The organism is Bariatricus sp. SGI.019 (genome assembly GCF_050315235.1).
GTDB lineage: Bacteria > Bacillota > Clostridia > Lachnospirales > Lachnospiraceae > JAFBIX01.
On the sequence record NZ_JBNPOQ010000011.1, the window covers coordinates 1 to 18,901 of the forward strand.

Here is an 18,901-nt window from a genome sequence, read left to right on the forward strand (position 1 = left end):
ACTGAATGAGCATTATGGTCTAACTCTCGCATAATATAAGACTTCCTTTCTTATCGACTGAGTATATTATACCACAATGCCCGCCGAATTCCAAGAACATATGTTCTTTCTTTGCAATTCATCCCAACCACCTAAGAGGATGGGGGAATTCTTGCTAAATATTGTTAAATCAATATTCCTTCCAGATGATCCAGCTCATGCTGACAGATCTGTGCCGGCCAGCCGCTGAGCTTCTGTCGCTGTTTTTTCCAGTTCATATCATAATATTCTACTTCGATATTCTCATATCGTATTGTTTTCCTCACACCGGAAAGAGACAGACATCCTTCTTCTGTTTCATACGGAGTATCCTTGCTCAGCAAAACTGGATTAAACATCACGATATCTACGAATCCCATATTTACAATGATTACTCTCTTTTTCACACCGATCATATTTGCAGCCATGCCTACACAACCGGCACGATTTGCCTGTAAGGTGTCCTGTAGATCTTTTCCCACCTGCAGATCTGCCTTTGTAGCAGGTTCTGACTTTTGTCCCAGAAAGAACACATCTTTCATTATTGGCTTTACCATCTATCATTCCTCCGTATCAAATCATTTCACATTCTGATTATATCAACAAAATCATATTTCTACCATAGCGAGCTTTTTTCATTCTCATGTTGTATAAGGGGCTTTTTTCCCATATAAGTGAGAGGTTCTTTTTCTAAGAGCAAGATCCACCAAACCTGCAGCGTCTCATACCCTCGTTTTCGACATCACAGATGTTTTATGGTAATACTTACTGATGCAGAGATGGCTCTTTTAGATCAGGGGGCATCCATGCTTGGCGTTTCCAGATTAGAGTATTTGAAAAAATCACCTCTTGAAATTAAAAAAAAGCGGTTCATGACATAGCATTTTCTGCTAATCATTACCGCTTTTAACCGTTCCCTGCGGGAATCGAACCCACTACTACAGCTTAGGAGAGCTCTGTGGTTCTGTTAATGCTTGTCAAGAACTGATATGTTAAGTCCTTTATTATCAAGGACTTTTTTCACTTTCGAATCAAATTCTGGTAATCTGAATATCCTTTCTTGTTTTCTTTTCTTTCTGTGATTTTTTAGGCTTTTTTATATCTGGTTTTTCCTTTTCTGCCTGCCTTTTCTCGATGATTTTTTCCGCATCGGATATGGCTTTCTGCACCAATTTGTTATCACGGTATCCTGGGATAGAGTTGATGATATCTTTTTGTAAGGTTCTACCCACATACAGATCAAACATTCCTTCATAATCACTGCCATCCTGCAGATTAAATCCAATACTCTTTATTCCATTCATTCGGCTTCCCGGTATCTGATCAAAGAGTTCAAATGCCTGTTCCAGTGTCAGATCCTGATGAAATTCTCCTAGAACCGGAAACTCAGAATATTCTGCTACATAGAAACTAATGCAGGAGCTTGTTTCTCTCGCGTCCAGATAGGGCTCTGTACTTTCAATGCCAAGGATTTCCTGTCTCTGTCTTACAAAGTCCGGCAGATCTGCAAAACCGAAACTATCAACATAAAAAGCTTTGATATCTCCATCCCGGTTCACAATTACCACATCACTGACAGACATCGAATGCCCCTTAAAATCAGCCGGATGATTCTGATTAAAATACTGTATAACTCATCCAATGAAACCGAATTATGCCGGAGTTTTTCTTCCGTAAGACCTTCTCTTGTTTTTTTTGAAAAGATCTTGTCTTTTGCTGTATATTCTTTTCTGCCATCTTTTCTCCTTTCCATCAAAATAAACATAAGAAAAAGGCCATTTATCGTCTTCACAGTAAATGACCTTCCCTAATAATCCTATTTTCAATTAAATCATTTTATTTTCATAATCCTGTAATTCATGAAAAATATTATCTACAAACACAATATCCTCAGCAATTCGATACAGCATAAAATACCTATGTGAGAGAAAATTTATCCTTCGATATCCCAGCTCTTTTAATCGAGGATTATCACATGTCTTCAAACTTCCTGCAACACTTTTGAGACTCCGAATAGTAGCCTCAAAATCATCCAGAACATTTTTCGCCGCTTGATCACTTTTTTTGACCATAAGCAAATATCTGATGTATTGATTTAGATCTTCTTCGGCATCTGCTGTTATTACTACTTTATATTCCATACTTTTCCCTCATATCAGCAATAACCACATCCGCAGATCTATAGTTACCCTTTGATGCAGATACTCTTGATTTCTCCAGTTTCTCCAACATCATTTCTTCAGACATGGTAGCATACGGATTATGCTCCACCCGTTTTATTTCAAATGGAAAACCATTATTTGCAACAGCCTGTGTCAAAAACATCCGGATTGCAGAAGTAGTATCTGTGCCAAGATCTTTAAACAACTGATCTGACTTTCTCTTTAACTCATCATCAACACGTACTTGTATTGTACTAGCCATTCATTATTCCTCCATTTCTTTTTTATCATTATAATGCATAATCATTTCTAATTCAATTCATTTGTATTGATTTTGCAACCATTTTTGCTCCATCCCCTTGGCCAATGCGCTGAGCAACACTGCCATCTCCAACCAAATATACACAAAAAAGCCATGAGGCAAAGTTTTTACAAACTCTGTTTCACGGCTTTTTCTTCTCTATTTATTCAATTAAAACAAATTTTTTCCTAGTAAAGCTTTGCTCCTGCCGGAATCTTGTTATCTACCATAAGCAGATTCAATCCTTCTTTTCCGTTTTCTTCGTGTACTGCTGAAATCAGCATACCGCAAGAATCGATGCCCATCATCTTTCTCGGTGGCAGGTTTACGATAGCGATACATGTCTTTCCTACCAGTTCTTCCGGCTCGTAATACTCATGAATTCCGCTTAAGATTGTGCGATCTTCACCTGTTCCATCATCCAAAGTAAACTGCAGAAGTTTCTTGCTCTTCGGAACTGCCACACAGTCTTTTACTTTTACGGCACGGAAATCAGATTTGCTAAATGTATCAAAGTCAACAGCTTCCTCAAACAGTGGCTCGATGGTTACGTTGGAGAAATCAATGACTTCTGCAGTCTTTGTCTCTTCCTTTTTACTTTCTGCTACAACCACTTTTTTAGTCTCAGCTCCACCGATGGTCTTCATCGTCGGGAACAACAATACATCTCTGATTGCCTCTGCCCCTGTCAGCAGCATACACATTCTGTCGATTCCGAATCCGATTCCACCTGTCGGCGGCATACCGATCTCCAGTGCATTCAGGAAATCTTCGTCGGTGGTGTTGGCTTCATCGTTACCCTGAGCGAGCTGTTCTTCCTGATCTTTGAAACGTTCTCTCTGATCGATCGGGTCGTTTAACTCGGAGTAAGCATTTGCCATCTCCCATCCGTTCATGAAGAATTCGAAACGTTCTACATAATTCGGATCTTCCGGTTTCTTCTTGGTCAGCGGAGAGATCTCGATTGGGTGATCCATAACGAATGTCGGCTGAATCAGGTGTTCTTCTGCGAATTCTTCGAAGAAGAGGCTTAAGATATCGCCTTTTTTATGTCTTTCTTCGTATTCTACATGGTGCTCATCTGCAAGTGCTCTTGCCTGCTCCAATGTCTCTACTTCGTTCCAGTCAACGCCTGCATATTTCTTAACTGCATCAACCATGGTAATTCTTTCGAATGGCTGTCCGAGATCGATCTCGATGCCTTTATATACAATCTTGGTAGTGCCAAGAACTTCCTGTGCTACATGGCGGTACAGGTTCTCGGTCAGATCCATCATTCCGTTGTAATCCGTATATGCCTGATATAATTCCATCAGTGTGAATTCTGGGTTGTGTCTGGTATCCAGACCTTCGTTACGGAATACTCGTCCAATCTCGTAGACTCTCTCAAGTCCGCCGACAATCAGACGCTTCAGGTATAATTCAAGGGAAATACGCAGCTTGAAGTCTTCGTTCAATGCGTTAAAATGTGTCTCGAACGGTCTTGCAGCTGCTCCTCCGGCATTGCTTACCAGCATTGGAGTCTCTACTTCCAGGAATCCCTGTCCGTCCAGATATCTTCGGATGGAGCTTACGATCTTGGAACGTTTGATAAATGTATCGCGGACTTCCGGATTCATGATCAGGTCTACATATCTCTGGCGGTAACGGATATCTGTGTTGGTCAATCCATGGAACTTCTCCGGAAGAATCTGAAGACTCTTGGATAAAAGTTTTACAGCAGATGCGTGGATAGAGATCTCTCCTGTCTTGGTCTTGAAGACTTCTCCTTCCAGACCTACGATATCGCCGATATCCATCTTCTTGAAGTCTTTGTATTCTTCTTCTCCGATACTGTCTCTTGCTACATAAGACTGGATATTACCACTCTGGTCAAGGATATTACAGAAAGAGGCCTTTCCCATAACACGTTTCTGCATGATACGTCCTGCCAGGGATACATGCTTTCCTTCCATTTCCTCGAAATTTTCCTTGATGTCCATTGCATGGCAGGTTACATCGTATTTGGTAATTACAAACGGATCCTTTCCATTTGCCTGAAGATCTGCCAGTTTTTCACGGCGAACCTTTCTTAATTGATTGATATCTGGTTCCTGTACTTTTTTCTGCTGATCAGCCACGTTTTCCTCTCCTTCCTTATTTTAAAATTCAGACTCCCCGGCATGAGGAGTCTGAAACGATCCATCTCAGTGAACTATAATGAACGGCTAATGTGTAATACTTCGTACTCCATTACACCTGCCTGGGTCTCAACTTCTACGGTATCTCCTACTTTACATCCGATCAGTGCCTGGCCTACCGGTGATTCATTGGAGATCTTTCCCTCCAGACTGTTTGCCTCTGTAGAACCTACCAGTTTGAATTCCATTTCCTCATCAAATGTCTTATCGAATACTTTTACAGTACATCCAACATTAATTTTATCAAAGTCTACTTCATCTTCTACTACGACTTCAGCATTCTTAAGGATTCCTTCCAGTTCTTCGATTCGTGCTTCTATATCACGCTGCTCATCCTTTGCTGCATCGTATTCTGCATTCTCAGATAAGTCGCCCTGTTCTCTGGCCTCTTTGATCTTGCCGGCAACCTCTTTACGCTTTACGACTTTCAGATTCTCCAGTTCATCTTCCAGCGCTTTTAAACCAGCATAAGTAAGTAATCTTTTCTTTGCTTCCATTGTGTTTCATTTCCTTTCTTTCTTAATACTTTTGTCCCGGTAATTTATTGCTAAAAGTTGTTCTTAACTTTATCGTTCGCGTCTGACATCCATGCTGTTCTTTTGTAAAATAAAGAGACTTTCACAATTCCATTATTATACATAAACGGCCCGTCAATGTCAACATATTTTATCGTAGGTTTACAAATGGATTCTGGCATTGATTAAGTATATGTTAAAGGGTGTTTTTTTATTAGCAAATATCTATTTTATTCTTTCGTTTAAAAGCGTTTCGAGCTCTGCGTATGATTCTACTTTGTTGATATCATCCCGCAGTTTGGCAGAACCTTCCATCCCTTTGGTATACCAGGCAACATGCTTTCGCATTTCCCGGATGCCCAGGTATTCTCCCTTGAATTCCAACTGGAGTCTTGCATGTCTTAACATGGTCTCTTTGATCTGTTCTTTGGAAGGTCTTGGCGGCAGCTTCCCTGTTCTGTCATATTCCAGGAGTTCGTGAAAGATCCACGGATTGCCCTGGGCGCCTCTTCCGATCATCACGCCGTCACATCCGGTTCTTTCGCGCATCTCCAGCGCCTTTTCCCCAGAGGTCACATCTCCATTTCCGATGACAGGAATCGAGACCGCTTCCTTGACCTGGCGGATGATCTCCCAGTCCGCCTTGCCGGAATAATATTGCTCTCTGGTTCTTCCGTGGACAGCCACTGCTGCCCCTCCGGCTTCCTCGATGATCTTCGCGATCTCCACCGCATTAATACAAGTGTCATCAAAACCCTTGCGAATCTTTACGGTGACCGGCTTCTGAATTTCCCTCGCCGTCTGATATACAATCTCATATACCAGTTTCGGGTTTTTCATAAGGGCCGAGCCCTCCCCATTCTTGACCACTTTCGGAACCGGGCAGCCCATGTTGATATCGAGGATCTGGAACGGAAGCTCCTCAATCCGCTTCGCCTGCTCGCTGATAATCTTCGGGTCAGAGCCGAATAACTGCAGCGACACCGGATACTCCTTGGGATGAATCGCAAGCAAAGCCTTCGTATTCTTATTCTTATACTGCAGTGCCTTGGCACTGATCATCTCCATACACAAAAGTCCCGCTCCCTGCTCCTTACAAAGCAGCCGGAACGGTAAGTCAGTCACCCCCGCCATCGGAGCAAGGATGTACGGATTGTCAATTTTTACGTTTCTAATGTTCATTTGGGTACACCACATTTTACAATTGGGGACGTAGTACTTTTCAATTTTACTACGTCCCCTTTTTACTCTTTTTTACTTTTTATTCTTCTCATATATGATTCTTAAGCCTTTTAATGTGAGCTGTGAATCGTAGATATCGATGATATCTGTCTCGGCTGCGATCATCTTGCCGAGGCCTCCGCTTGCGATGACTTTGGCATCGAGGTAGCCGGATTCTTCTTTGATCTTTCTGACGATGTATTCGGTCTGTCCGATCTGGCCGAAGACGATACCGGCCTGCATGCTGGATATGGTCTCTTTGGCGATGATGGAATCTGGTTTTTTGATTTCGATTGCCGGGAGCATGGCTGCCTGTCCGGTCAGTGCCTGGGCGGAGATGCGGATACCTGGCGCAATCACGGCGCCTTCGAAGGTTCCATTTGGTCCGACGATGTCGTAGGTTGTTGCGGTTCCGAAGTCGATGACGATGACAGGGCCGCCGTGCAGGGTATATGCTGCCACTGCATCGACGATGCGGTCTGCACCGATCTGTTTCGGGTTCTCGGTAACGATTCGGATACCGGTCTTGATGCCGGCGGACACAACCATTGGCTTGATGCCGAAGTATTTGATCATTGCACTTCCGAGGGAGTGCATGATATCCGGCACTACAGATGCCACAATAGCGGCATTGATCTCTGAACTTTTAATTCCCTGCCGTTCAATCAGTTCTTTTAATGTGATTCCGTATTCATCGGAAGTTCTTGGGAGCTTAGTCATCATCCGAAAGGTTCCCAGCAGATTTTCTCCATCGAATACTCCCAATGTAATGTTGGTATTCCCTACATCTATTACTAACAGCATGTTCTTTTTCCTCCTGCATCTATTACTAACAGCATGTTCTTTTTCTTTCTAAACTGCTGCAAACAGCATGTTCTCTTTCCTCCTACACTTCTTCGCCTAAAAAGAATACTTTATAGTACATCTGCAGAGCTTCCAGCAAGTCTTTCTTCTCTCTCTGTAGCTGCTTGATCTTGAGCTGGCTTCCGATATCGTCGAACATTGGATCGCCTTCTTCAGACGTTACTTCGAAGCACAGTTCTCCGTTTTCTTCATAGACCAGTGTCAGGATTCCGCCCACATCGTGGACGTAGAGAACGCACATAATCTTTAATTCATCTTTGACTGTATCCGGCAGTTGATCAAAATCCGGATTCAAATAATATTTTTCTTCATACGAATTGGCGCCGCAGAGCACCACTTTTTCATCATACATATCCATATACTCCTCTGACAGACACTTCTCCGGCATAGATGACTTTTTCCTGCCCGTCGGGTAATCTTACGAGCAGTTCTCCTGTCTCGTTGATGCCCAACGCGTGGGCCTCGTATTCATTACCAGGCTCCAGTACTTTTACATCCTGATCTTTGTTCACAAGCAGGGAATTGTACTGTTCTTTTACTCCTGACAGATCTTCTGTCTGGAGAAATGTCTCATAGCATTTTTCAAATTGTTCCATTATGGCGGCAATCAGTTCGGAGCGTTTCACATTCCGTCCCAATTCAAGCTTCAGTGAAGTCGCTGTATTCTGGATGTCTTGCGGAAATGTCTCCTGATTCACGTTGATTCCGTCTCCGATGACCACGTGGTTGATGTAATCGATCTCCGTGCTCATCTCCGTCAGGATTCCGCAGATCTTCTTACCATTTCTCACAATATCATTGGGCCACTTAATACCTGTATCCAGACCCGTTACCTGACGGATTCCTTCTGCCACCGCAATGGCCATCAGAAGTGTAAGCTGTGGGGCTTTCATCGGGGATATCCTTGGATACAGTAATATCGTCATATAGATGCTGCTTCCAGCCGGTGATTCCCAGGCTCTTCCCCGGCGGCCTTTCCCAGCGATCTGTCGGTCGGCCACAAAAAGCGTACCGTGTTCTGCCCCCTTTTCGCCGGCATCCTTGGCCCGATTGTTGGTCGAATCCGTCTCGTCATAATAGACGGTATGTCTTCCGGCCCATTCTGTCTTCATCAGACTGTCGATCTCAGCCTGTGACATGACATCCGGACTGTCGATCAGACGGTACCCTTTATTACGCACCGCTTCGATCTGATAGCCTTCTTTTTTCAACTGTTCCATCACCTTCCACACAGCTGTACGTGATACGTGGAAATCATCACATAACTGCTGGCCGGATATATAGTTGTCACTTTCTTTCAGTAAGCGTAAGATCTCCGCTTTCATCTATCTCTCTCCTAATGTTGCTGTCATGACTGCTTTGATGGTATGCATACGGTTCTCCGCTTCATCAAATACCTTGGATTGTTCGGATTCAAATACTTCGTCCGTAACTTCCATATCATCGATGCCGAAGCGGTCATGAATTTCCTTTCCAATCTTGGTCTTCAGATCATGGAACGCTGGCAGACAGTGCAGGAAGATTGCTTTTTCTCCGGCATTTTTCATAACTTCTGCAGTCACCTTATACGGAGTCAGCTCTCGGATTCGTTCTTCCCATACTTCATCCGGCTCACCCATAGATACCCATACGTCTGTATAGATTACATCCGCATCTTTTGTACCGGCTTCAACGTCTTCAGTAAGGGTGATAGTAGCTCCACTCTCTTTCGCATATCCTTTACAAGTCTCTACCAATTCTTCATTTGGGAAATAATTCTTTGTGGTACATGCAACAAAATGCATTCCCATCTTGGCACATGCAATCATCAGGGAATTACCCATGTTATATCTTGCATCGCCCATGTATACCAGCTTGATTCCTTCCAGATGACCAAAATGTTCACGGATGGTCAGAAGGTCTGCCAGCATCTGTGTCGGGTGGTATTCATTGGTCAGTCCATTCCATACCGGAACGCCTGCATATTTGGCAAGTTCTTCAACGATTTCCTGCCCAAATCCACGATACTCTATTCCGTCATACATTCTTCCCAATACACGTGCAGTATCCTCAATGCTTTCCTTTTTGCCGATCTGTGATCCGCTCGGGTCAAGATAAGTAGTTCCCATTCCCATATCATGAGCTGCCACTTCGAAAGAGCATCGGGTTCTGGTACTGGTCTTTTCAAAGATCAACGCCACATTCATGCCTCTGTATTTATCAACGGGTATTCCATTCTTCTTCTTTTCCTTCAAATCTGCTGCCAGATCAAGCAAATATGTAATCTCTTCCGGAGTATAGTCCTTTAATGTCAAAAAATTTCTTCCTTTTAAGTTCATCTTCATTTCCTTTCTCAGCTGCGTTAGTACATGTACGAACCTTGGAAGGTTCAACTGGTCGTTTCGTGTTTCATATTTCTTATATACAATATCATATAATTCGTCTACTGTGTATATCTGATATTTCGGAATCCGTAATAATTTCGCCGCTGCCTCCAACATTCCCATGAATAATTCCTGATCCGAGAATCCAAGCGGCAGCTTGAGCACAAATGCAATCTCCGCCTTTTCAATCTCCCGAATCTCTTTCATGAGTTCTTCATAATACGCCTCGTCATGGGTCTGCTTCAGATAATATATGAATCCCTCCAGGCCATACACCATCCGCTTCGCATCGTAATAGCCAATCATCAGATTCTGTCGACTCCGTTTTCCCGAGAATTCTATAATACTTCCCAATTTTACACGTGGTGCGATCTCATATTTTACGCCATCATCCGGCATCCTGACCCGCGGTTCACGGCCCGGTCCATAGATACGCACTTCGATGATATCTTTATACCCCCGCTTCACCAGCGAACCGAGCGGCACATTATTGACGACTCCGCCGTCGATATACTTTTTCCCGTGGATTCGTTCGTTCTTAAACCCGATGAGATAAGCACTTGCTAACAAGAAATCTTCCAGCATGCCTTCCGGGATCTCTTCCATCTCCAGATCCAGTTCGCGAAATTCTGACAATGAAAATGTCAGCAGGCAGAATTCCTTGCCGCTTCTGCGGATGGCTTCTTCATCGATCGTCTCGTGAATCAGCTGCCGCAGAGGAGTAATGTCCACACCTCCGTCTTTCAACAACGTCTTCACCTCATTTAAGAATTCGCGAAGTGACATCTCCTTTTGAAACAAGCGTTCCATCCAATCGTCATCAATATCCATGACTGTAGAAAATGTCATCTGCTTCCATATATCTTCTGCTTTCTCAACGTCTCCCATGCAAACGAGGGCGCCATTTAATGCGCCCACGGATGTTCCTGCCACTGCATTGATCTTAACACCTGCTTCTGTGAGAGCTTTCCACGCGCCAATCTGATACGCACCTCTCGCACCGCCGCCGTCAAATACAAGGCCATATTCTTTTGATGTGTCAATGATGGGTCTCAGAATCCATCACATCCTTTCCTATCTACTCGTCTTTTGCTCCGACTTCTGCCAGAGACTTTACAAGACCCGCAATTCCCTGAATCTCAGATGGAATGATGATCTTGGTTGCTTTTCCATCTGCCGCCTTCTCAAATGCTTCTAAGCTCTTCATCGTAAGGACTGCCTCATCGGCTCCGGCATCTTTCAGGAAACGAATACCATCTGCATTGGCCTGCTGTACCTTAAGAATTGCCTCAGCCTCACCTTCTGCCTGGCGGATCATAGCTTCCTTTTGAGCCTCCGCACGCAGGATTGCAGCCTGCTTCTCAGCCTCTGCATCCAGGATCGCGGATTCCTTATGTCCTTCTGCCACCAGAATCGTAGATTTCTTCTCACCTTCTGCACGCAGGATTGCTTCACGACGTTCACGCTCTGCCTTCATCTGCTTCTCCATCGCATCTTGAATGGCTGCAGGTGGAATGATATTTTTCAGTTCGACACGATTTACCTTAATTCCCCATGGATCCGTTGCCACATCAAGGGATGCTCGCATCTTAGTATTGATCGTCTCCCTGGAAGTCAGCGTCTGATCCAGCTCCAGATCACCGATAATATTACGGAGCGTGGTTGCTGTCAGATTCTCAATCGCCATGATCGGATTGGCAACTCCATAACAGAACATCTTTGGATCCGTAATCTGGTAAAATACGACTGTATCGATCCGCATGGTAACGTTATCCTTGGTGATCACCGGCTGCGGTGCAAAGTCAACGACCTGCTCTTTCAGATCTACCTTTCGTGCCACCCGGTCAATGATCGGTACTTTAAAATGAAGTCCGGTACCCCAGGTTGCCTGATAAGCTCCCAGTCTCTCCACAACCAGCGCCTGTGCCTGTCTGACGATCTTGACACAGGATATCAACAGTATTACTACAATAACCAATAAAATAATTCCTAAAATTTTCCCTATCATTTTTTCTCCTCTCTGGCTCTTACAATTAATTTTACGCCTTGAATCCCATCTACAACAACAACTGTATTTTTAGCAATCTTGCCGTCTGGCTCATCGGTCTTGGCAGACCATTCCTGACCTCGAATCTCTACCCGCCCGACGGCCTGCATCGTATCAATGTCTTCCAATACCAATGCCTGCTGCCCAATCAGGCTCTCTGCATTTGTCTTCTGCCTTTCCTGATTAAAATACTTTACCGCGATTGGTCTCGTCATCACCAACAGTACAATAGACACTGCGAGAAATACAACAATCTGAACTGTGGTTCCGAATCCCATCAGACCTGCACAGAATGCGATCAACGCACCTCCGGCAAACCAGATCGTAGTCAATCCCATCGTAACGATTTCAATAATCAGCAGAACAACAAATATCGCCAGCCAATAAATTGTCTGCATGAACTTTCGCCTCTTTTCTTAAATGATAGTATTCCTTGCCTTATATATTACTATACTTTTCCCCTAAGCGCAATTCTCTATCCCTCATGTCGGCGTCTCTGACGTCCCGCTTCAAACATCAGGACGGATGCCGCGATTGCAGCGTTCAACGATTCTACCTGACCTTCCATAGGTATCTTAATATAAATATCTGCCAATTCTGCAGTCTCCTGTGACAGACCATTTCCTTCATTCCCAATCAAAAATGCACATGGTCTTCCATAATCTTCTTCGTCATAATCATGTCTCCCATCCAGATGTGCCGCATAGACACCGATGCCTGCTTCTTTCAGACTCCCGATCGCCGCCTTCAGGTCTTCCACATAGCAGAACGGCATACGGTAAATGGAACCCATGGTCGAGCGTATGGTCTTGGGATTATAGATGTCCACGCATTCCCGGTCCATCACAATTCCCGTCACGCCAGCTCCCTCTGCCGTTCGAAGGATGGTGCCAAGATTCCCCGGATCCTGAAGGTGTTCCAATACCATGATCATCGGACATTGACCGGTGATTACTTTTTCCAGTGGATATTCCATTTGCCGGACCACACAGAGAACTCCCTGCGGAGTCTTCGTATCGGATGCATAAGCATATACCGTATCCGACAATTCTTCCGGACGGATTCCTGTACCTTGCAGCACCGCTTCTACCGTATCTTTTTCCTTCTTATAAAAGGATTCTGACACGTAGACTTCTTCCAGCTGATCTGTCGGCACTTCACGGAACATACGGATTCCTTCTACCAGAAATACCCGTTCTTCATCTCTTGCTTTCTTTTTCTTCTTCAGATTCACCAGACGCTTGACTCTGGCATTTGAAGTACTTGTAATCATATGATTTCCTCCACTCTTTGGTGTCAGATATTTTCCAGATCCTTATTCGCACCCACTAATATCATGACCATTCCATCTTCCAGCGCTTTCTCGGGATTCGGATTCACTTCTACGTCTTCTCCCACCTTAATTCCAACTACATTGATTCCATACTTTCGTCTGACATCCAGATCCTGCAGAGACTTTCCGATCCAGCCACGTGGAATCACCGTCTCTACCAGGCTATAATCTGGTGACAGCGCAATCCAGTCAGCAAAATTTGCAGACATTAGATTCTTCGCAAGGCGGACTCCCATTTCCTTTTCCGGAAATATAATCGCATCTGCACCGATTTTCTTTAAAACAGTCGCATGAAGATCATTTTTCGCTTTGGAAATAACGTATGGCACGCCTATTTCTTTACAGACTAGTGTTGCCATAATACTGGCTTCCATGTTATCCGCAACTGCGACTACTACTCCATCCAGATTCTTCGTGCCCAGCGACCGGACAACATCTGGATCTCCAAAATCCGCTTTCATCGCGTAGGATACAGAATTGGAAATATCTTCTATCCTCTCCATATCGTCATCCACTACGATGACTTCACATCCAAGTCCCTGCAGCGCAATCGCCACGCTCTCACCAAAGCTTCCCAGGCCAAATACTGCGTATTGTTTCTTCATTTTTCTACCCCCATTTATGAGTCTGTTTCCGACATTATCCTACCATAATCCGCTCTGGTGGAAGTTCCCGAATTCTGTCCCGCGGATTCGGTTTCCCAGCAAAGAGCAGCGCCAGTGTCATCGGTCCCAACCTTCCTATATACATCATCATCATAATTACAACCTGGCTTGCCCGTGACAGATGCGGTGTCAGATCAGCCGTCAATCCTACCGTTCCGATTGCAGATGCCGTCTCATACATGATATTTAAAAATGGCACTTCATCCGGTTCTATAATCGTAATCACGGTCGTACCTGTAAGAAATACCGTAAATGCAAGCATTACAATCGTAAATCCCATCCGGAAATTCTCTTTTGAAATCTTACGACCAAAGCACTCGGTATCATTTCCCCCACGAATCAATGTAATACAGGAAAGCACCAACATCGTAATCGTCGTAGTCTTCACACCGCCCGCAGTTCCCATCGGCGACCCTCCGATGAACATCAAGATAATACTGATGAATCTCGTCTCTTCGTGTAATTTAGCCTGTGGTATCGTAAAGAATCCAGCAGTCCTCGTCGTTACCGACTGAAACAGCGATGCCATCACCTTCTGCCCCAGCCTCAGATTGCCAAGAGTCTCCGGATTATGATATTCCAATGCAAATGTAAGTACCGCTCCAATTCCCAGCAAGACCAATGTCGTCACAATTGCAAGCTTCGAGTGAAGCTTAAGTCTTGTAAACCACCATTTTCTTGGAACTTCACGACGATAGATTTTCCGTCCGTTATCAATCACATCATACCAGACAATGAATCCAATACCGCCCAGGACAATCAATGACATTGTCGTAATATTCATCAATGGATTCGTCACATATCCTGCAAGACTAGAATCCCCCAGAATGTCAATACCCGCATTACAAAATGCAGAGACAGAATGAAAAATTGCATAGCCGATTCCCTTGATCAGATGATACTCCGGGACAAACTGAAATGCATACAACACCGCGCCGACACCTTCCACAAAAAAAGTACCGATCAATATCTTCTTCACCATTCCAACGATGCCGCCAAGTGATGTCATATTATAAGTTTCCTGTAGCACAACCCGCTCTTTCACGGTAATCCTTCTCTTCAAAATCAGGAAAAAAGCAGTCGCACAGGCAATCACCCCAAGTCCGCCGACCTGAATCAATACCAGAAGAATTACCTTCCCAAACACAGTAAACTGCGTTGCCGGAGTCACCGTCACAAGCCCCGTCACACAGACGGCTGTTGTAGCCGTAAATAATGCATCCATAAAAGATATCGGCTCCTGATTACTGACAGGCAGCCACAAAAGAAATGCACCGATCAATATCACAAGAAGAAATCCCGCAACCAAAATTCCCATGGTATTCCATCGGATGCTTCGCTTTTTCTGCTTCATGAATCTATCCTCTTTTTTCTTTCTAATGTACCTATGATATCACAATTATATTTATTCTGGGGGATACTGTCAAATGAATTAGGGACAGGGTAAATTGAATTGGGGACAGGGTGAATTTAGTTTGGGACGGGGGAAATCTCAATTTCCCCCGTCCCAAACTATACCTTGAAGCGATATCCCACGCCCCAGATGGTCTCAATATACTGTGGATTGGATGTGTCCATCTCTACTTTTTCACGAATCTTCTTGATATGCACGGTCACGGTCGCGATGTCTCCGATGGATTCCATATCCCATATCTCACGGAACAATTCTTCTTTTGTGTATACATGATTCGGATGGCTGGCCAGGAATGTCAGAAGATCGAATTCTTTTGTAGTAAATGTCTTCTCTTCTCCGTTGATCCAGACTCTTCTTGCTGTTGTATCAATCTTAAGTCCTCGAATCTCAATCACTTTATTAGCTTCTTTGGCACTTCCTGTCAGTCGGTCATATCTGGCAAGATGGGCTTTGACTCGCGCCACCAGCTCGCTTGGGCTGAATGGCTTTGTCATATAATCATCGGCTCCCAGTCCAAGACCACGGATCTTGTCAATATCGTCTTTTTTGGCAGATACCATTATAATGGGTGTATTTTTTACATCTCTGATCTGTCGGCAGATATCGAAGCCATCTATTCCCGGAAGCATCAGGTCCAAAATAAACATATCATAATCTTCATTCAATGCTTTTTTCAACCCCGTCTCACCATCATTGGCTACTTCTACCTGAAATCCACTCAGCTCCAGATAGTCTCGTTCCAGTTCTGCAATCGCCTCTTCATCTTCTACGATTAATATTTTACTCATATATCGGTACCTCCTGATATTTTCTAAGGACAAAATACATCGTTGTTCCAGTCTCTTCTCTGCTCGTCGCCCATATCTTGCCGCCATGTTCTTCTATAATCTTCTTTACAATAGAAAGCCCTATTCCGCTTCCACCCTTGGAAGAATTGCGTGAAGCATCTGTACGGTAGAACCGGTCAAAGATATTGGGCAGATCTTTTGCCGCAATTCCCTTACCGTTATCTTCGATCTCAACCTGTACAAAATCTCCCACGTCTTTGACTCGAAGATTAATCTTCGCCTTCGGCTTATCCATATATTTTAACGAATTATTTACAATATTATGCACGACCCGCTTGATCTGTTCCGCATCCGCAATGACCTTGACTCCCGGTTCTACATAATTGAAATAACCAAATTCCACATTCCTGGATTCTAATTCCAGTGAAAGGTCTTCCGCACAATCTTCAAAATATGCATCTACCGAAAGAGTATTAAAATTATACGGGATTCGGTTGGTATCAATCTTTGTATAGAATGTCAGCTCATTGATTAACGTATCCATCTCACTGGCTTTATTGTAAATGGTTCGGATATAGCGCTCCATTTTCTCCGGTGTGTCCGCAACTCCGTCCATAATCCCTTCTGCATATCCCTTGATTGCCGTCACTGGCGTCTTCAGGTCATGGGAAATGTTGCTGATCAGTTCCTTATTATCTTTGTCAAATCTCACTTTCTCTTCGGCGGTATCCCGAAGCTTCTTTCGCATTTCTTCCAGATCCTGACAAAGATCACCCAGCTCATCATCAGCCTCCGGTTTCAGTTCAAAATCAAGATTCCCCTCTTTGATATTCTTTGCCGCAACCTGCATCTTCCCTAAGGGCTGCATCACTGCGCGATAAATCCAGATAATCAAGACCGCCGCTGTCAGAACCAGCGTAATAATCACGATCAAGATCACTTCCAGGAAAAAGTGCTCTACCTCCGGAATCATATTTCCCATATCGGTGACGATAAATGCACTGCCTTCTTTTTCATCTGAATACATAAAATCTACTTGCTTTACCAATGCATGGGCATCTCCGCCCAAGTATAGGCCATTTTCCGACTCCGTATCTGCCTCTCCATAATCAGGAAGTTCTGAGATCACCGGCTCAGCCTCTTCCATATCTGTTCCTACGTAAATGATTGTATTTTCCTTGCGAACCAGAAGATAAGCTTTTTTCTTCTCCAACTTCTGATTAAATTCTTCCAGACATGTGGCATCCTCCATATTCTCTGGGTTCTTCGATGCCATCTCTTTCAATTCATGCCAGGACTTTTCGGTTAGTCTGGCTAGCACTTGTGCTGAGTTCGACAGGCTTGCAACCGTTGTCCCAGATATCTCATACGTCTTTTCTATCGCGCTGATCTGATAATGCCCTAACAGACACACCATAGAAACCGTCAAAAAAATCGGTATTAAAATCACTGTTAAAAAAGCGATGATCAATCTTGTCTTTAGCTTCATACACATGACCTCCAAGGAAAGTATAGCATGAAAAAGGGCGCTTCACATCAAAGCGCCCATAAACTTTTATTAAATTTTTATAAATACTTTTTCAATTCTTCTACCTTGTCAAGTTTCTCCCATGGAAGATCAATATCTGTACGTCCAAAATGTCCATAAGCCGCTGTCTGCTTATAGATTGGTCTTCTCAGATCCAACATCTTGATAATTCCAGCCGGACGAAGATCGAAGTTCTCGCGGATCATTTCTACCATCTTCTCTTCGCTGATCTTTCCAGTGCCAAATGTATCTACCATGATAGAGGTCGGATGTGCAACACCAATTGCATATGAAAGCTGAATCTCACATTTCTTTGCAAGACCTGCTGCCACGATGTTCTTCGCAACATAACGTGCTGCATATGCTGCAGAACGGTCTACTTTGGTGCAGTCCTTACCGGAAAATGCCCCGCCGCCATGACGTGCCATACCGCCATAGGTATCTACGATAATCTTACGGCCGGTAAGACCGCTGTCTCCGTGCGGTCCACCGATAACGAAACGGCCAGTCGGGTTGATGAAAAACTTCGTATTCTCATCCGTCATTCCTTCTGGAATTACTGCATCAAAAACATATTTCTTAATATCTTCATGAATCTGCTCCTGTGTCACATCCGGGTCATGCTGAGTAGACAGAACCACTGCATCCAGACGAGTTGGAATTCCGTCTTCATCATATTCTACCGTCACCTGTGTCTTGCCATCCGGTCTCAGATACGGAAGTGTACCGTTCTTTCTTACTTCTGTAAGTCTTCGTGACAACTTGTGTGCCAGCGCAATTGGATACGGCATAAGTTCCGGCGTCTCATCAGAAGCATAACCAAACATCATTCCCTGATCTCCAGCTCCAATGGCATCCAGTTCCTCTTCTGACATCTTATTTTCCTTCGCTTCCAAAGCCTTATCAACGCCCATTGCAATATCGGATGACTGCTCATCAATCGCTGTAATTACGCCACAAGTGTCCGCATCAAATCCGAATTTACCTCTGGTGTACCCAATCTCTCTTACCGTATCTCTGACAATCTTCTGAATGTCTACATATGCTTTCGTTGTAATCTCACCCATGACAAGGACCAGGCCTGTAGTGGTGCTCGTCTCACAAGCCACACGACTCATCGGATCCTGCTCCATCAGCGCGTCCAGAATCGCATCAGATATCTGGTCACACATCTTATCCGGATGACCTTCCGTTACAGATTCGGATGTAAATAAATGTTTTTCCATCTTTTTCTCTCCTTTTCTACCAAAGGGATGACTCCCTTTCGCGCACTTTCTCTTTTTGCCTTTACGAAAAAAAGCAGCCCGCTTAAGCGGACTGTTTTATATTCTCATAAACCAATCCTCTTATTGTTCGATTACTCGCTCAGGTTGGCACCTTCCATACACTTGGGGTTGCCGCAGCTTCACAGATCCTTTGTATCTCCACTGCTCTGAATAAGAGAAAGTTTGCATTATTATATTGTTAATGTGTACGAGTAAGACTTTACACGCTTTTCCCAC

Annotated in this window: 20 protein-coding genes and 1 riboswitch; all 20 genes read right to left on the reverse strand. The window is 44.0% G+C overall.

The genetic code is table 11. The features are described 5' to 3' along the window. Positions 1-164: 164 nt before the first annotated feature. The 20 genes from ACQRD1_RS08310 to metK all read right to left on the reverse strand — a co-directional run bounded on the left by ACQRD1_RS08310 (position 165) and on the right by metK (position 18,625). Positions 165-575 carry a peptide deformylase gene (locus tag ACQRD1_RS08310; protein WP_427787229.1) on the reverse strand — a complete coding sequence of 137 codons (411 nt, stop codon included), beginning with the start codon at positions 573-575 and terminating at the stop codon, positions 165-167. Positions 576-1,049: 474 nt separating this feature from the next. Further along, positions 1,050-1,601 carry a YodL domain-containing protein gene (locus ACQRD1_RS08315; RefSeq protein WP_427787230.1) on the reverse strand — a complete coding sequence of 184 codons (552 nt, stop codon included), beginning with the start codon at positions 1,599-1,601 and terminating at the stop codon, positions 1,050-1,052. Beyond that, positions 1,580-1,810, reverse strand: a complete 231-nt coding sequence (locus ACQRD1_RS08320) for a hypothetical protein (RefSeq protein WP_427787231.1) — start codon at positions 1,808-1,810, stop codon at positions 1,580-1,582. Before ACQRD1_RS08320 ends, ACQRD1_RS08315 begins: the two co-directional genes overlap by 22 nt. A 34-nt stretch (positions 1,811-1,844) precedes the next feature. Beyond that, the gene (locus ACQRD1_RS08325; RefSeq protein ID WP_347375664.1) at positions 1,845-2,159 is read right to left on the reverse strand and encodes a type II toxin-antitoxin system RelE/ParE family toxin; all 315 of its coding nucleotides are present in this window, start codon (positions 2,157-2,159) and stop codon (positions 1,845-1,847) included. Next, positions 2,149-2,442, reverse strand: a complete 294-nt coding sequence (locus ACQRD1_RS08330) for a type II toxin-antitoxin system RelB/DinJ family antitoxin (protein ID WP_347375663.1) — start codon at positions 2,440-2,442, stop codon at positions 2,149-2,151. Before ACQRD1_RS08330 ends, ACQRD1_RS08325 begins: the two co-directional genes overlap by 11 nt. Before the next feature lie 227 nt (positions 2,443-2,669). Then, entirely contained in the window at positions 2,670-4,601 is a 1,932-nt protein-coding gene (gene lysS / locus ACQRD1_RS08335; protein WP_427787232.1) for a lysine--tRNA ligase, read from the reverse strand. 74 nt (positions 4,602-4,675) lie between these two features. Next, entirely contained in the window at positions 4,676-5,158 is a 483-nt protein-coding gene (gene greA / locus ACQRD1_RS08340) for a transcription elongation factor GreA (RefSeq protein ID WP_235233683.1), read from the reverse strand. A gap of 243 nt (positions 5,159-5,401) precedes the next feature. Continuing rightward, positions 5,402-6,358, reverse strand: a complete 957-nt coding sequence (gene dusB, locus ACQRD1_RS08345; RefSeq protein ID WP_427787233.1) for a tRNA dihydrouridine synthase DusB — start codon at positions 6,356-6,358, stop codon at positions 5,402-5,404. Positions 6,359-6,430: 72 nt separating this feature from the next. Next, on the reverse strand, positions 6,431-7,201 hold the full coding sequence (locus tag ACQRD1_RS08350) for a type III pantothenate kinase (protein ID WP_235233685.1): 771 nt from the start codon (positions 7,199-7,201) through the stop codon (positions 6,431-6,433). An 82-nt stretch (positions 7,202-7,283) separates the two neighbouring features. After that, positions 7,284-7,613, reverse strand: coding sequence for a DUF6145 family protein (locus tag ACQRD1_RS08355; RefSeq protein ID WP_235232426.1), 330 nt, complete (start codon positions 7,611-7,613; stop codon positions 7,284-7,286). Next, on the reverse strand, positions 7,606-8,586 hold the full coding sequence (locus ACQRD1_RS08360) for a biotin--[acetyl-CoA-carboxylase] ligase (protein ID WP_235232427.1): 981 nt from the start codon (positions 8,584-8,586) through the stop codon (positions 7,606-7,608). Before ACQRD1_RS08360 ends, ACQRD1_RS08355 begins: the two co-directional genes overlap by 8 nt. After that, on the reverse strand, positions 8,587-10,680 hold the full coding sequence (argF, locus tag ACQRD1_RS08365; RefSeq protein ID WP_235232510.1) for an ornithine carbamoyltransferase: 2,094 nt from the start codon (positions 10,678-10,680) through the stop codon (positions 8,587-8,589). 22 nt (positions 10,681-10,702) lie between these two features. Continuing rightward, the gene (locus ACQRD1_RS08370; protein ID WP_235232428.1) at positions 10,703-11,632 is read right to left on the reverse strand and encodes an SPFH domain-containing protein; all 930 of its coding nucleotides are present in this window, start codon (positions 11,630-11,632) and stop codon (positions 10,703-10,705) included. After that, the gene (locus tag ACQRD1_RS08375; RefSeq protein WP_235232429.1) at positions 11,629-12,069 is read right to left on the reverse strand and encodes an NfeD family protein; all 441 of its coding nucleotides are present in this window, start codon (positions 12,067-12,069) and stop codon (positions 11,629-11,631) included. Before ACQRD1_RS08375 ends, ACQRD1_RS08370 begins: the two co-directional genes overlap by 4 nt. Before the next feature lie 77 nt (positions 12,070-12,146). After that, complete coding sequence (locus tag ACQRD1_RS08380; protein ID WP_235232430.1) at positions 12,147-12,944, reverse strand: TrmH family RNA methyltransferase; 798 nt, start codon at positions 12,942-12,944, stop codon at positions 12,147-12,149. A 23-nt stretch (positions 12,945-12,967) separates the two neighbouring features. Then, positions 12,968-13,609, reverse strand: coding sequence for a potassium channel family protein (locus ACQRD1_RS08385; RefSeq protein WP_235232431.1), 642 nt, complete (start codon positions 13,607-13,609; stop codon positions 12,968-12,970). 34 nt (positions 13,610-13,643) lie between these two features. After that, on the reverse strand, positions 13,644-15,023 hold the full coding sequence (locus ACQRD1_RS08390; protein WP_427787234.1) for a TrkH family potassium uptake protein: 1,380 nt from the start codon (positions 15,021-15,023) through the stop codon (positions 13,644-13,646). A 158-nt stretch (positions 15,024-15,181) separates the two neighbouring features. Continuing rightward, entirely contained in the window at positions 15,182-15,871 is a 690-nt protein-coding gene (locus ACQRD1_RS08395) for a response regulator transcription factor (protein WP_427743039.1), read from the reverse strand. Next, positions 15,864-17,360 carry a HAMP domain-containing sensor histidine kinase gene (locus tag ACQRD1_RS08400; RefSeq protein WP_235232434.1) on the reverse strand — a complete coding sequence of 499 codons (1,497 nt, stop codon included), beginning with the start codon at positions 17,358-17,360 and terminating at the stop codon, positions 15,864-15,866. The genes ACQRD1_RS08395 and ACQRD1_RS08400 overlap by 8 nt, the downstream gene beginning before the upstream one ends. Before the next feature lie 77 nt (positions 17,361-17,437). Beyond that, the gene (gene metK, locus ACQRD1_RS08405) at positions 17,438-18,625 is read right to left on the reverse strand and encodes a methionine adenosyltransferase (RefSeq protein WP_235232435.1); all 1,188 of its coding nucleotides are present in this window, start codon (positions 18,623-18,625) and stop codon (positions 17,438-17,440) included. 117 nt (positions 18,626-18,742) lie between these two features. Continuing rightward, positions 18,743-18,842: riboswitch (SAM riboswitch) on the reverse strand. Positions 18,843-18,901: the final 59 nt, after the last annotated feature.